The organism is Myxococcus faecalis, assembly GCF_050039385.1.
Lineage (GTDB): Bacteria > Myxococcota > Myxococcia > Myxococcales > Myxococcaceae > Myxococcus > Myxococcus fulvus.
On record NZ_CP144336.1, the window covers coordinates 7,921,288 to 7,934,655 of the forward strand.

General features: G+C 69.2%; 9 protein-coding genes. 3 read left to right on the forward strand and 6 right to left on the reverse strand.

Features of this window, described 5'->3' with window-relative positions; genetic code table 11:
* Window position 1 precedes the first annotated feature (1 nt).
* A complete protein-coding gene (locus VZQ01_RS31920) occupies window positions 2-430 on the reverse strand; it encodes a hypothetical protein (RefSeq protein ID WP_426745517.1) in 429 nt (142 codons plus the stop codon).
* A 166-nt stretch (window positions 431-596) separates the two neighbouring features.
* On the opposite strand from VZQ01_RS31920, the gene VZQ01_RS31925 reads away from it, so the two are divergent.
* On the forward strand, window positions 597-1,730 hold the full coding sequence (locus VZQ01_RS31925; protein ID WP_223745389.1) for a hypothetical protein: 1,134 nt from the start codon (window positions 597-599) through the stop codon (window positions 1,728-1,730).
* Window positions 1,731-1,751: 21 nt separating this feature from the next.
* On the opposite strand, the gene VZQ01_RS31930 is transcribed toward VZQ01_RS31925, so the two are convergent.
* From VZQ01_RS31930 to VZQ01_RS31940, 3 genes are read right to left on the reverse strand one after another with little or no spacing between them, the layout of a single operon-like run.
* Complete coding sequence (locus tag VZQ01_RS31930) at window positions 1,752-2,822, reverse strand: hypothetical protein (RefSeq protein WP_426745518.1); 1,071 nt, start codon at window positions 2,820-2,822, stop codon at window positions 1,752-1,754.
* A 39-nt stretch (window positions 2,823-2,861) separates the two neighbouring features.
* Entirely contained in the window at window positions 2,862-3,986 is a 1,125-nt protein-coding gene (locus VZQ01_RS31935) for a hypothetical protein (RefSeq protein ID WP_426745519.1), read from the reverse strand.
* A gap of 13 nt (window positions 3,987-3,999) precedes the next feature.
* A complete protein-coding gene (locus VZQ01_RS31940) occupies window positions 4,000-4,728 on the reverse strand; it encodes a hypothetical protein (RefSeq protein ID WP_426745520.1) in 729 nt (242 codons plus the stop codon).
* 149 nt (window positions 4,729-4,877) lie between these two features.
* Between VZQ01_RS31940 and VZQ01_RS31945 the strand changes: the two genes are divergently transcribed.
* Together VZQ01_RS31945 and VZQ01_RS31950 are read left to right on the forward strand one after the other, a co-directional pair.
* The gene (locus VZQ01_RS31945; protein ID WP_426745521.1) at window positions 4,878-5,786 is read left to right on the forward strand and encodes a hypothetical protein; all 909 of its coding nucleotides are present in this window, start codon (window positions 4,878-4,880) and stop codon (window positions 5,784-5,786) included.
* Window positions 5,787-6,053: 267 nt separating this feature from the next.
* On the forward strand, window positions 6,054-6,410 hold the full coding sequence (locus VZQ01_RS31950; RefSeq protein ID WP_426745522.1) for a putative metal-binding motif-containing protein: 357 nt from the start codon (window positions 6,054-6,056) through the stop codon (window positions 6,408-6,410).
* Window positions 6,411-6,472: 62 nt separating this feature from the next.
* Here VZQ01_RS31950 and VZQ01_RS31955 read toward each other — a convergent pair whose 3' ends face one another.
* Together VZQ01_RS31955 and VZQ01_RS31960 are read right to left on the reverse strand one after the other, a co-directional pair.
* Complete coding sequence (locus VZQ01_RS31955) at window positions 6,473-11,578, reverse strand: CARDB domain-containing protein (RefSeq protein ID WP_426745523.1); 5,106 nt, start codon at window positions 11,576-11,578, stop codon at window positions 6,473-6,475.
* 240 nt (window positions 11,579-11,818) lie between these two features.
* The gene (locus VZQ01_RS31960) at window positions 11,819-13,246 is read right to left on the reverse strand and encodes a gliding motility protein (RefSeq protein ID WP_426745524.1); all 1,428 of its coding nucleotides are present in this window, start codon (window positions 13,244-13,246) and stop codon (window positions 11,819-11,821) included.
* Between the last annotated feature and the right edge of the window lie 122 nt (window positions 13,247-13,368).

A 13,368-nucleotide genomic window follows, 5' to 3' on the forward strand; every position in this document is an offset into this window, starting at 1 on the left:
CTCAGGGGCCTGGCGGGGCCTCCTCGAGGGGCACCGCCGCCTCCAGCGCCACATCCGAGGTCGCCCGCGCGGCGTCGCCGCACTGGATGGTGCCCTTCACCCAGTGCCGCCGGTTCACGGGCGAATCCGTGACGATGATGGACGTACTGGAGCTCTTCCCGACGAAAAGGAGCGGCCCTCCCTGGCTCCCCGTGTCGAAGGACCAGTCGTACTCGCGCCCCCCACAGAGCTCCGCGGCCCGCCGGTGGAAGTAGCCTTGCAGCGTGCCCAGGTGTGTCTGCGGATTGCCGCGCACCTCAATCTGGATGACGCCCGGGGCCACCTCCATGTCGTGATAGCCGCCCGAGCCCGTCATCGGCTGGTAGGGCGTGACGCAGCCCGCGCAGAGCAGCGGCACGCAGGCGGTGAGGACTCGGCGCGAGAGGGTCATCCCCTGTCTATTCGGAAGCAGCCTCGCTTCCTGGTCGTGCACCGCTTCGTCGGAGGTGCTGCTCCAGGAGGGAGAGGATGCGCGTGAAGGTCCTCGCGCCGTAGCGGTTCCAAGGATTGTATCCTCGCGCCGAGGCGGGGTCCCCCAACCGCCACCTGGAGACCCCATGCATCCGAAGAGGCGTCATCGATGGTCTGCTCGCTGCGCGGTGCTCGGCTTGGGCGTCGCGCTCATCGTCGCGCCGGGCTGCTCGAGCGACGACTCGCCCGGCGTGGATGTCCCAAACCCGCTGACCAATCCCAAGGACGGTCCGCCGGCCGGCAACCCGAACGCGGAGGCCACCTGCGGCGTGCCCGCGGAGGCGGGGCTCGCGGATGTCTCCAGGCCCACCACCGTGGTCGGCACGGGCACGCCCGCGAGCTGCACGAGCGCCGCGTTCATCGACGCCGTGGCCAAGGGCGGCGTCATCACCTTCGACTGTGGGCCGGAGCCGGTGACGCTCACGCTCGACCGGACGGCGAAGGTCTTCAACGACAAGGGGCCGGACATCGTCATCGACGGAAAGGGATTGGTGACGCTCAGCGGCGCGGGCCGGCACCGCATCCTGTACATGAACACCTGTGACAGGAATCAGGTCTGGACCACCGCGCACTGCGACAACCAGGACCACCCCCGGCTGACGCTCCAGAACCTCACCTTCATCGACGCCAGCTCCAAGAGCGAGACGGAGTTCGACGGCGGCGGCGCGGTCTGGGTTCGCGGTGGCCGCGTGAAGGTCATCAACTCCCGCTTCTTCAACAACGCGTGCGCGGACGTGGGCCCCGACGTGGGCGGCGCCGCGCTCCGTGTGTTCGACCAGTACAATGACTTGCCCGTGTACGTGGTGAACACGACCTTCGGAGGCAAGGCGGGCTATGGCGGGGCCTGCTCGAACGGCGGCGGCATCAGCAGCATCGGCGTGTCATGGACCGTCATCAACAGCCTGTTCTCCCACAACCGGGCCATCGGCAACGGCGCCAATCCCTCGCGTCCGGGGACACCGGGTGGCGGCAGCGGCGGCGCCATCTACAACGACGGCAACAGGATGACGCTGTCCCTGTGCGGCACGCGAATCGAGCACAACGAGGTCAACGCGCACGGCAGCGCCATCTTCTTCGTCAGCAATGACCACTCGGGGGACATCCGCATCGACCGCTCGGTCATCCAGAACAACCTGGGCGGCTCCTGGTACGTGACGCACCCCCAGATTTCGAATCACTCGGACACGCCCATCACCGTCACCAACTCCACGATTCAGTGACGGACCGGCCGTGACGGGGCACTAATAGACATAGGGCACCTGCTGGGCCCAGGTGCTCTTGCCGTAGTGCCGGTGCAGATGGCGGAAGGCGGCCATGGCTTCGGGGGTGTTCTGGTTGCAGACCCGCTTGCTGGCGCGCACGGCGCGGTACAGGGCGATGGGCGAGCGAGGGTCCTTCGGGTGCTCCTTGGCCCAGGCGAGCGCGACCTTCGAGAAGTACACCACGGCGCTCCCCGCCTCGACAATCCGTTGCCATTCCGAGACCGCCGTCACGCGCTCCTCCTCACTCACGAAGGAGAACGGTGTCGCCTGCACCGGGTACAGTGTGCACCACCAGTTGTCCTTCCCGGAGGTGAAGGTGGTGAGGCCGGGGTGCCAGATGCGCCTCGGGTCGGTCACCAGGGTGACCGAGAGCACGGGCAGCCCCATCACGAGCAGCCGCGCCTCGAACATCCGCTCCTCGACGGTCGTCCTGCCGAGCATCGCGCGCAGCTCGCTCCGGGCGGTGGGCTCCGACTCGGCCAGCATTGTCGCCAGGGCCTGGAGGGTCTCATCATCGCCCAGGATGGCGGCTCGCACGAAGGCGGTCCATCGCAGTTGCTGGCGATGGGCCGGGGGCACCCGCTCGTCAGAGCTCAGCGCGACCAGGCGACGCGCGGTGATGGGCGTGTTGAGGAGGGAGAGCGCCGCGTAGCTGAAGGCCGCGGGCTGCTCCATGCGACCGTCGGCCAGGGTGGGGCGGGTCCACGGTGCTTCCTCGGCGACGCGCTCCAGGGCGATGCCCAGGAAGGCCTCCCAGCTCGTGGCGAGCAGGAGCCGCTCAGCGTGGACGAACTTGTTGCTCGTGGGGCGTGCCCGCACCTGCTCGAGTGGCACGGCGGCCAGGCGCTCGCGTGCCGCGTCCAGCAATCGCTGCTCCCGCAGCAGCCTCACGCTGTGCAGCGCGAGGGTCAGCCCTTGGGGGGCGGAGAGGGGCACCCGGGCCGCCGCGACGAGCAGCGCGCCCACCTCCGGAGAGTCTCCCCGCGCCTTGAGCATCGCGGCGACGAGCCAGGGGGCGAGGTGGGACTGCTTCCATCTCGCGAGCGCCACGACATAGGCCTCCCGCTTCTGCTGCTCCTGCTCCGGGGGTCAGGTCTCGGCGGCCTGCTGCATGACGTGAATCCACTGGAGCAGCTCCTGGGTGGGCGCGGGGCTCGACGGACACTTGCGACCCGGCTCGAACGACAGGTCGAAGTCGCCCAGCTCCGCCGCGAGCGCGGACCCCGTGCCGGGCTGGAGCACGAGCGTCGGCAGCGTGCAGGCCCACGCCTCGCGTTGCGTGCGGGAGCGGACGAGGCTGCGCAGGCGCCGGGTCTGCGCATGGACGGCGCGCAGTCGGGGCCTCGCGAGGATGCGGGTGATGGTCGCATCCGCCTCGTCGAGGCGAGCCATGAAGCGGGCTTGCTCCTCGGGCTGTCCGCTGCCCCAGGGGCTGTGCTCCTTGAGGGCCCGGCGCACCTGCGTGCGGGCCACGAGATACGCGGCGCGGGCCCGGTAGGGGGTGTCGCGGTGTCCCTCGATGGCCTGGAACGCGGCGAGGGCCTCGTCGAAGCGGCTGCAATACAGGTGCGAGGCGGCGACCTGGTAGTCGCGCTCGGCCTGCCGGCGGGCCTGCACCGACGCGGAGGGTTTAACGGGGCGCCCGACGTCATCGAGGTCCCCGGCGCTCAGCGCGGGCAGGGGCTGGCAGGAGCCCGCGAAGATTGCGTTCTGGGCGTCGACCCACTCGAGCAGCAGCGCCGGGTGCTTTCGCCACAGCCGGGACAAGGTCCCCACGGTCTCCGCGGCGCGCTCGAACGCGTCGCCGTGGATGTGACGTTCCTCCTCCGGGATGTCGGAGCGGGGGGATGTGAGTCTCGCGGAGTCCAGGCCGAGGGAGTGCAGGGCCAGCGACCTGGCCTCGTTCCAGACCCCCTGCTCCTTCGAGGTGTCACCGCGCTCCAGCTCGCCTTCCATGCGCTTCCAGGTGTCCACCACCGCGCGCTGTTCCTCGGGTGTGGTGGGCACCCCCATCATCCAACGCCACGCATAGGCGAGGTGCATGGGGTGGTGTGTGCCCGCGAGCATCTCCAGGTGCCCCGCGGCGAAGCGCTCGAAGGGGGCGTCGGGATGCGAGTACATGCTGGCCTGATCACCCCCGGGACCACATGCCTCGGCCGGAGCGGCGGGCCACAACAGGAGGAGCCACAGGCAGAGCGCGAGGAGGGGCTTCATGGCGTCAGGTCCTTCAGGGCCTGGGCGAGCGACTCCGACGTCCAGGGGCGGGGGTTGAAGAGGTAGAGCGTGTCCACGCCGGAGGGCGCGCGGTGTCGCTCGTCGAGCGCGAGGCCCACGCTTCGGCCACACGGCGCCGCGCCGCCGCGCGCGAACCGGGCGCGCCACGTGGGCCCCTCCGGGCCCATGCGGAACAGCTGGGGGACGACCTCGTCCACGGGGCCTGCTCCAACCAGCTCCCCTGCGTGCACCACGAGGCGAGCCCGGTGATGGACAAGGGACGCGAGGCGCCCAGCAGCTCGCGCGTCTGGCGCAGCAACACCAGATACGCCGCCTGCTCCGACTCGCGGGCGTCGAAGTCGATCTGGAGCATGGACACGTCCCGGGCGCGGGCCAGGTCGACCAGGCGCTGGGCCACCCCGCGCAGCTGGGCGGGCGAGTAGTGCGCCAGTGAGGCGCCGTCGCGCATCTCCAGGCGGATGGTGCCGCGAGGGCGCTTGCCGGCCGGAAGCCGGATGGGCTGTTGGCGCGAGTGGGTGCGCCATCGCGACGCGCGCAGCTCCAGCGTCGCCAGGAGGACGGACACCTCGACGGAGGGATTCGCGAGGAAGCTCAAGTCCTCGGGGCGCTCCCACGCCCACAGGACGACGCGGGGGGCGAGTGGGGGCGCCGGCTGGAGCGGACACGACACGGCCAGGCCCAGGAGCAGGAGCAGGGCGGCGAGACTGCCACGGCGTGGCATTGAGGCCTCATGCGGGATGGGGGAATGACGGGCGAGCGTGGCCACGGGACCGCGCCCCTCACGATAAAGCAATGCCAGTGCCAGACGGCGGCGAGGCTCGTGGCGGGCGGGGCTATCGAAAACACCCGCGCACGCTTGATGATGGTGTCATGCCCAGGTCTCTGGAATGCCGCGTCACGTTGCTGGTCGCCCTGTCCATGCTGGTGCCAGGGTGGGCCGTCGCGGCGTCCCCGACCGTGGGGAGCGCGCCGGTGACGCTCCGCTGGAAGGTGCCGCCGTCGTCGCTCGGCTATTCGTACACGATGGACACGATGTCCCCGAAGTCGAGCACCATGAAGGTGGACATCTCCGGCGTGCGGCTGCGGGGCGAGCCCGCCGGCAAGCGCAAGAAGCTGTTCGAGATGGCGCAGCCGACCCAGTCCGCCATGGCGCTCGTGCTGTCTCCGAAGCCCTCGGGTGACGTGGCCGCGCGGGTGGTGGTGACGAAGATGGAGATTCCCAGGACGAAGCGCGCGTCGAAGGAGTCCAAGGAGCTGGCCCGGCAGCTGAAGGCCATGGAGGGCGGCGTGCAGATTCGGGCCACCCTCACGCCCTCGGGACTGGTCACCAGCGACTTGAAGCGCGAGCACCGCAACCTGGTGGCCTTCATGGTGGAGCTGCCGTCGCGCCCGGTGTCCGTGGGCGACGTGTGGACCCACAGCGCCGACCTGGTCGACATGGGGAAGAACTGGAACGGCGAGAGTGACGCCATCAACCGCGTGGAGCTGGTGTCCCTGGAGCGCGAGGCCGAGGGCACCACGGTGGCCGTCATCGACTTCACCGTCGCGGAGCGCCACGCCGGCCGCTACGAGAACCCCGCGCTGGCCAAACCCATCCCCGCCACCATGGAGATGTCCTATGTGGGGCGCGGCGAGTTCCTCGTCGAGGAGGGCCGCTGGCGCCGCGTCGCGGGGGAGATGGCCACCCTTGCCAAGGGCGTGGTCTCCGTGGACTCCGCGCAGCGCTTCGTCATGGTGCCGCTGGAGCCCATCCCGCAGGAAGTCCTCGCGGCCCAGTAGCGCGCCTCGGCGCTCCTTCCACACCGGGTCATTTGGAACTGGGGGACTGACACCTGGCTCGGGTGTCACGGCTCACCCGTGTTTCATTGTCGATGCTTGGGTTACGGTCACCGGCCCTCCCATGTCTTGATTCCCCCACGGATACCCCGGTTTCGGGAGGAAGGCCGAGGTGTGTCAGGAGTGGCGCTCTTGAAAGGCAGACAGTGGCAGCAGGACCCCCAGGGTTCCGCTGGTGTCGGGCGGCCTTGTTGGCATTGGGGATGGGTTGTGGCGAGACGCTGCCCATCGACGCGTCGGAGTCGGAGTCGCGGACCCAGCGCGGTTCGCTCGCGGGCGGGCAGTCGGTGGCGCGGGTCGCGCCGGGGGCGTACCACTCGCTACCAGGACGGGGACGGCTACGGGCACGGTGGCCATTGGCAGTACGCGTGCAACCGTCCGGGGGGCTACACGAACAACGGCATCGACTGCCACGACAGCAATGCGGCCATCAACCCGGGCCAGCCGGAGTCCTGCCTGGATACCATCGACAACAACTGCGATGGGTACATCGCCCCGTACTGCGGCGGGCCGACGAACCCCAATCCCAACCCGTGCAATGGCGACCCCTTGTGCCATGAGCCCTGAGTGAGACCCTCCGCCGGGCATCCCGTGTCGTGGGATGCCCGGCGGTGCTTCAAGGCCGCGGGCTACGGGGTGACGATGAGCCCGGTGACGCGGGTGTTGTTGTCCTCACGCAGCTCGTGCAGTGACTCGGTGGCATCCACGAATGCGCCCAGGTGGTAGGCGCCGGCCAGTCCCATCGCGCCGGGCGGGAGGTTGGCCGACACGGTCAGCGGCTGGGTGCTGCAGCTGTTCGGGTTCAGCGAGTTGAGGTTCGCGACCCCGAGGAGGGCCTGATCCGGCGCGGGCTGCACCGAGTCCGGGGTGAGCACCGTGCCGAGCGAGGTGTAGAGGTGCACGCTGCTCGGGTCGCTGGGCTGGGTGCCCTGGTTGCAGACCGTCACCGTGGCGGTGAAGGAGTTCCCCATCCGGACGAAGGAGGGACCCGTCAGCGCGGTGACCACCAGGTCCGCCTTGTTGCCGACGCCCACGAGCCCCTTGATGAAGATGTTGTTGTCCTCGCGCAGCTCCTGGACGTTCGCGTCCTCGTCGACGATGGCGCCCACGTAGTAGGCGCCCTCGGTGTTGTAGGCGTCCGGAGGCAGATGGGGCGTGAGCTGGGTGGACACCGTGGTGCAGTTCCCAGGGAGGAGCGAGGGCACGGGGACGTAGCCCAGCGGCGACTGGTCCATCGGCGGATAGGGCGGCGAGTTGGCGCCCATCGCCGTCAGCGCGTCGTCCATGGACAGGTACAGCTGCACGTGGCTCGGCGTGCTGCCCTCCGTGCCCTGGTTGCACACCGTCACGGTGCCCGTCACGTTCTGCGCAGGGGGCCCATCCAACCGGAAGCTCGGCGGCACGCTCATGCCGGTGATGACGAGGTCCGCCTTGCTGCCGATGCCGACGAGGCCATGGATGAACGTGTTGTTGTCCTCGCGCAGCTCCTGGACGTTCTCGTACTCGTCGACGATGGCGCCGATGAAGTACGCGCCGTCATGGCCCTGCGCGTCCGGAGGCCGGTTGGGCCAGATGTCCGTGGTGATGGTGGTGCAGTGGCCGGAGGCCAGGTTCGGCACCCAGGCGCTGCCCGCGTACATCTGGTCGGTGACGGGGTAGGGCGGCATGCTGGGGCCCATGGAGGTCAGCTGGTCGTCCATGGAGATGTAGAACCGGACCTCCGTGGAGTCGCTCAGGGAGGTACCCTGGTTGCAGACCGTCACCGAGGCCGTCGGGGTCGGCGAGGAGGGGCCGCTGGTGCGCAGGCTGGGCGGCACCACCATGCCGGTGATGACCAGGTCGGCCCTGTTGCCGACACCGACGAGGCCGTGGATGAACGCGTTGTTGTCCTCGCGCAGCTCCTGCTCGTCTTCCTGCTCATCGACAATGCCGCCGACGTAGTACGCGCCCTCGAGGCCCTGCGCCGCCGGAGGCATCACGGAGGAGAGCGGGACGCTCACGGTGGCGCAGCGTCCGGCGAAGAGCGAAGGCACCGGGGCCATTCCGAGCGGCGCCTGGTCCATGACGGGGTAGGGCGGCGTGTTGGGTCCCATGGCGGTCAGCGTGTCATCCATGGAGAGATAGAGCCGGACCTGCGTCGACCCGCTGTCCTGCGTGCCCTGGTTGCACACCGTCACCGAGGCCGACACGGAAGAAGAAGGACCGTTCCGGAGGCTCGGCGGCGCCACCATGCCGGTGATGACCAGGTCGGACCCGTTGCCGACGCCGACGAGGCCATGGATGAACGCGTTGTTGTCCTCGCGCAGCTCCTGGACGTTCGCGTCCTCGTCGACGATGGCGCCCACGTAGTACGCGCCGTTGTTGCCCTGCGCGTCCGGAGGCGGCTGGGGCGCGAGCTGGGTGGACACCGTGGCGCAGTGTCCGGGGAAGAGCGAGGGCACGGGGACGAAGCCCAGCGGTGACTGGTCCATGGGCGGATAGGGCGGCGCGTTGGGCCCCATCGCCGTCAGCACGTCATCCATGGACAGGTACAGCCGCACCTGCGTCGACGTGCTGTCCTGCGTGCCCTGGTTGCAGACCGTCACCGTGCCCGTCGCGGGCTGTGACGAAGGAGACCAGCCGGTGCGGAGGCTGGGCGGCACCTTCATGGCGGTGACGACGAGGTCCGGCTTGCCGCCGATGCCGACGAGGCCGTGGATGAACGCGTTGTTGTCCTCGCGCAGCTCCTGGACGTTCTCGTACTCGTCGACGATGGCGCCGAAGAAGAACGCGCCGTCCTGGCCCTGTGCATCCAGAGGCCGGTTGGGCCAGATGTCGGCGGAGGCGGTGATGCACTGGGTGGGGTAGAGGTTCGGCACCCAGGCGCTGCCCGCGTACACCTGGTCCATGACAGGGTAGGGCGGCATGCCGGGGCCCATGGGCGTCAGCTGGTCGTCCATGGAGATGTAGAGCCGGACCTCCGTGGAGTCGCTGTGGGAGGTGCCCTGGTTGCAGACGGTGACCTTCGCCTTCGGGGGCTGCGAGGAGGGGTAGCCGCTGGTGTTCAGGCTGGGCGGCACCACCATGTGGGTGATGACCAGGTCGGACTTGTTCCCGAAGCCGACGAGGCCGTGGATGAACGCGTTGTTGTCCTCGCGCAGCTCCTGCTCGTCGTCCTGCTCGTCGACGATGCCGCCGACGTAGTACGCGCCCTCGAGGCCCTGGGCCGCCGGAGGCAGCGAGGCCGCGAGCGGGGTGGACAGGGTGGCGCAGCGTCCGGGGTAGAGCGAGGGCACGGTGGCGAAGCCCAGCGTGGACTGGTCCATCGGCGGATAGGGCGGCGGATTGGGCCCCATGGCCGTCAGCGTGTCATCGACGGACAGGTACAGCCGGACCTGCGTCGACCCGCTGTCCTGCGTGCCCTGGTTGCACACCGTCACCGAGCCTGTCTGGGGTTGCGGGGACGGGTAGCTCTGGGAGCGGAGGCTCGGCGGCACCACCATGCCGGTGATGACCAGGTCGGACCCGTTGCCGACGCCGACGAGGCCGTGGACGAACGTGTTGTTGTCCTCGCGCAGCTCCTGGACGTTCGCGTCCTCGTCGACGATGGCGCCCACGTAGAAGGTGCTGTCCGTGTAGGAGGCATCCGGAGGCAGCTGGGGCATGAGCTGGGTGGACACCGTGGCGCAGCGCCCGGGGAAGAGCGAGGGCACGGGGACGAAGCCCAGCGGCGCCTGGTCCATGACGGGGTAGGGCGGCATGTTGGGTCCCATGGCGGTCAGCGTGTCATCCATGGAGAGGTAGAGCCGGACCTGCGTCGAACCGCTGTCCTGCGTGCCCTGGTTGCACACCGTCACCGTGCCCGTCGCGGGCTGCGACGAAGGATACCAGCCGGTGCGGAGGCTGGGCGGCACCTTCATGGCGGTGACGACGAGGTCCGGCTTGTCGCCGATGCCGACGAGGCCGTGGATGAACGTGTTGTTGTCCTCGCGCAGCTCCTGGACGTTCTCGTACTCGTCGACGATGGCGCCGATGAAGAACGCGCCGTCCTGGCCCTGCGCGCCCGGAGGCCGGTTGCCCCAGATGTCGGCAGAGGCGGTGATGCACTGGGTGGGGTAGAGGTTCGGCACCCAGGCGCTGCCTGCGTACACCTGGTCGGTGACGGGATAGGGCGGCATGCCGGAGCCCATGGAGGTCAGCTGGTCGTCCATGGAGATGTAGAGCCGGACCTCCGTGGCGTCGCTGTGGGAGGTACCCTGGTTGCAGACGGTGACCTTCGCCTTCGGGGCCGACGAGGAGGGGTAGCTGTTGCCGCGCAGGCTGGGTGGCACCTCCATGCGGGTGATGACCAGGTCCGCCTGGACTCCGAAGCCGACGAGGCCGTGGATGAACGCGTTGTTGTCCTCGCGCAGCTCCTGCTCGTCTTCCTGCTCATCGACGATGCCGCCGACGTAGTACGCGCCCTCGAGGCCCTGCGCCGCCGGAGGCAGCGCGGGCGAGAGGTTCGTGGAGACGGTGGTGCACTGTGAGGGGAAGAGCGAGAGCACCGGAGCATGTCCGAGCGGCGCCTGGTCCGTGACGGGCTGCGGCGGCGCGTTGGGGCCCATGGCGGTCAGCACGTCGTCCATGGAGAGATAGAGCCGGACCTGCGTCGGCCCGCTGGGCTGCGTGCCCTGGTTGCACACCGTCACGGAGCCCTTGGGCTGCTGCGACGAAGGATATCCGCTGTTGTGCAGACTGGGCGGCACCACCATGGCGGTGATGACCAGGTCGGACCCGTTGCCGGCGCCGACGAGGCCGTGGATGAACGTGTTGTTGTCCTCGCGCAGCTCCTGGACGTTCGCGTCCTCATCGACGATGGCGCCCACGTAGTACGCGCCGTTGTTGCCCTGCGCGTCCGGAGGCAGCTGGGGCGTGAGCTGGGTGGACACCGTGGCGCAGCGCCCGGCGAACAGCGAGGGCACGGGGACGAAGCCCAGCGGCGACTGGTCCATGGGCGGATTGGGCGGCGCGTTGGGGCCCATCGCCGTCAGCACGTCGTCCATGGACAGGTACAGCCGCACCTGCGTCGACCCGCTGTCCTGCGTGCCCTGGTTGCAGACCGTCACCGTGCCCGTCACGGGCTGCGACGAAGGATGCCAGCCGATGTGGAGGCTGGGCGGCACCTTCATGGCGGTGATGACGAGGTCCGACTTGTCGCCGAAGCCGACCAGGCCGTGGATGAACGCGTTGTTGTCCTCGCGCGTCTCCGCCACGTTCTCGAACTCATCGACGAGGGCGCCGAAGTAGTAGGCCCCCTGGAGGCCATTGGCGTCCGGCGGCAGGTGGGGCCAGAGGTCCGCGGTGAGCGTGGCGCACTGACTGGGATACAGGTCCGGCACCCAGGCGTTGCCCACCTGCGCCTGGTCCGTAACGGGGACAGGTGGCGCGCTGGGCCCCCGGGACGTCAGCACGTCGTCCATGGAGATGTAGAAGCCCACCTCCGTGGAGTCGCTGTGGGAGGTGCCCTGGTTGCAGACGGTGACCTTCGCCTTCGGCGCCTGCGAGTAGGGATAGTTGCTGGCGCGGAAGCTCGGCGGCACCACCATGTCGGTGATGACCAGGTCCGGTCCATTCACCAGGGAACCCGTGCTGGCGCCCAGGTGGGTCGCTGGTGACGCCCCATCACCGCCGGAACAGCCGGTGCTCCCTGTGACCATCAAACCCAGCATCAGCAGACCGCTGCTGGCGGTCGTTCTCCATGCTGCCCTCTTCATGTCGTCTCCCTTTGCCGCGACGGATGGGGTGCCCCGAGGCCTTCCAGGGCGTGTCTCCCATTACGTGCGCGGCGTCTAAGGTGAAAAGACAGAAAACCATGGAGAACAGGGCCGGTGCCAGGACCCGCTAGAAGTCGCGAACCGAGTCCATCACCGCCACGAGCGCGTCGCGGTCCAGGGGGACGACGGACGCGTCACCGGCGGCCCTCAGCTTCCCATCCACGGCGTCGAGGATGCCCATCAGCGCGTCGTGGATGTGCTCTCGCTCCACGGTGAAGATGAAGGCGTGGCGCGCATCCAGCGTGTTGAAGCCCTCGGTGTAGTCCTTGACGATGGGGGTGAGCGCGGAGACGAGCGCGGACGGTGAGCCGCCGTGCTGGGGCGTGGCCGCGAGCGCGGCCGAGCGCGCCTGGCGATACAGCGCCGCCGCCTTCTTCGCCTTGGCCGGGGGATGTTGTCCTCGCCGTCCCAGTGGCGGAAGGGATTGTCCAGGTTCTCCGCCAGCCACTCGGGCTTGCGCGGCTGTCGCACCGACACATCCACGCCCCGCTGCGCGGCGGCCTTGTAGGCCTTCTTCACGCTGGCGGCGACGTCGGCGGGGAGGCTGGTGAGCCACAGCCGCCCCAGGTCGGGGAAGCGCTCCGGCCCGGGGAACTCCTCGGGGGACATCCCGAACACCTCGTTGAACATGAGCACGCGAAGCCCGGTGAGCGCGCCCAACTCCGCCGTGTCGCGCAGGTTTCCCGGAGCGCCCGTGGCCCGCAGCTCCGTGAGCTTGGGGAAGCGGCGGACGATGCTCCCGGCATCCAGCTCCCGGAAGGAATGCACGTGCAGCTCGTCCAGGGCATCCAGCCCGGACCAGACCCAGGAGGTGTCCTTCGTGTGCAGGTGCAGCCAGCGCCCGTCCGCCTCGGCGTGGATCCTCAGCCCGGGCGAGGCTTCTCCGAGCAGCGACAGCGTCTCCAGCTCGTCGTTGAGATACACCTCCTGGACCCCCGTGACGTCCAGCACGAATCGGCTCAGCCGCGCCCCGCGCACGTCCACCACGCGCTGGCCGTGGTTCGTCACCTGGGACTCGTAGACGAAGGGCCTGCGCCGGATGAAGTCGAACAATCCTGTGACAGGTGCATCCGCGTTGACCGACGTCAGGATGGGCAGCGCCTCGAACACCGCCAGGTTGGAGACGGCGCGGAGCCGGTCCGTGTCGAGCCGCTGCGTCGTGCGGCGCAGCTCCAGGCCGCCCAGCGTCACCAGCTCGCTGCGGTCCTCCTTGGCGATGGTCTGCTTGAAGAGGTCCCGGGTGGCCTGGGGAATGGTCTCCCAACGATGCTGGCTGAAGATGTGGCGGCCCGTGGGCCAGTGGCTGTAGCTGACGCTCTTCTCCGTGAGCAGCGGCGGCCGGTTGCCCACGTGGACGAAGCCATGCGGCACGTCGATGGGCGCCCAGACGTGGACGTGGTGCTCCTTCCAGAAGAAGAAGTTGACGACGATGGGCTTCATCGCCGCCACCGCCGCCGCGTCCGGGAGCTCGGGCCCCACCCAATCCAGGGACAGCACACAGGCCAGCTCGTCCTTCCCCTCCTGCTTCAACGCCGTGACCTGCACCGCGGTGTAGGCCGCGAGCCGAGGGGTGTAGACGACGAAGATGTCACCGACGGTGGGCTTCATGTGCGAGCGAATCCGAGGACAGGGTGGAGTGGCCCCAGTGTAGGTCGCGCCCTCGCTTGAAACAGTCCGCGCGGCCACGGTTCACCCGTGTTTCACGGCCCTCTCCGGGTAGACGGGGCGGA

Bases quoted from the DNA above. Each gene is read 5' to 3' on its own strand.
- VZQ01_RS31925 (WP_223745389.1), top strand. From the start codon at position 597: ATGCATCCGAAGAGGCGTCATCGATGGTCTGCTCGCTGCGCGGTGCTC.
- VZQ01_RS31955 (WP_426745523.1), bottom strand. From the start codon at position 11,578: ATGAAGAGGGCAGCATGGAGAACGACCGCCAGCAGCGGTCTGCTGATG.
- VZQ01_RS31940 (WP_426745520.1), bottom strand. From the start codon at position 4,728: ATGCCACGCCGTGGCAGTCTCGCCGCCCTGCTCCTGCTCCTGGGCCTG.
- VZQ01_RS31920 (WP_426745517.1), bottom strand. From the start codon at position 430: ATGACCCTCTCGCGCCGAGTCCTCACCGCCTGCGTGCCGCTGCTCTGC.
- VZQ01_RS31935 (WP_426745519.1), bottom strand. From the start codon at position 3,986: ATGAAGCCCCTCCTCGCGCTCTGCCTGTGGCTCCTCCTGTTGTGGCCC.
- VZQ01_RS31945 (WP_426745521.1), top strand. From the start codon at position 4,878: ATGCCCAGGTCTCTGGAATGCCGCGTCACGTTGCTGGTCGCCCTGTCC.
- VZQ01_RS31960 (WP_426745524.1), bottom strand. From the start codon at position 13,246: ATGAAGCCCACCGTCGGTGACATCTTCGTCGTCTACACCCCTCGGCTC.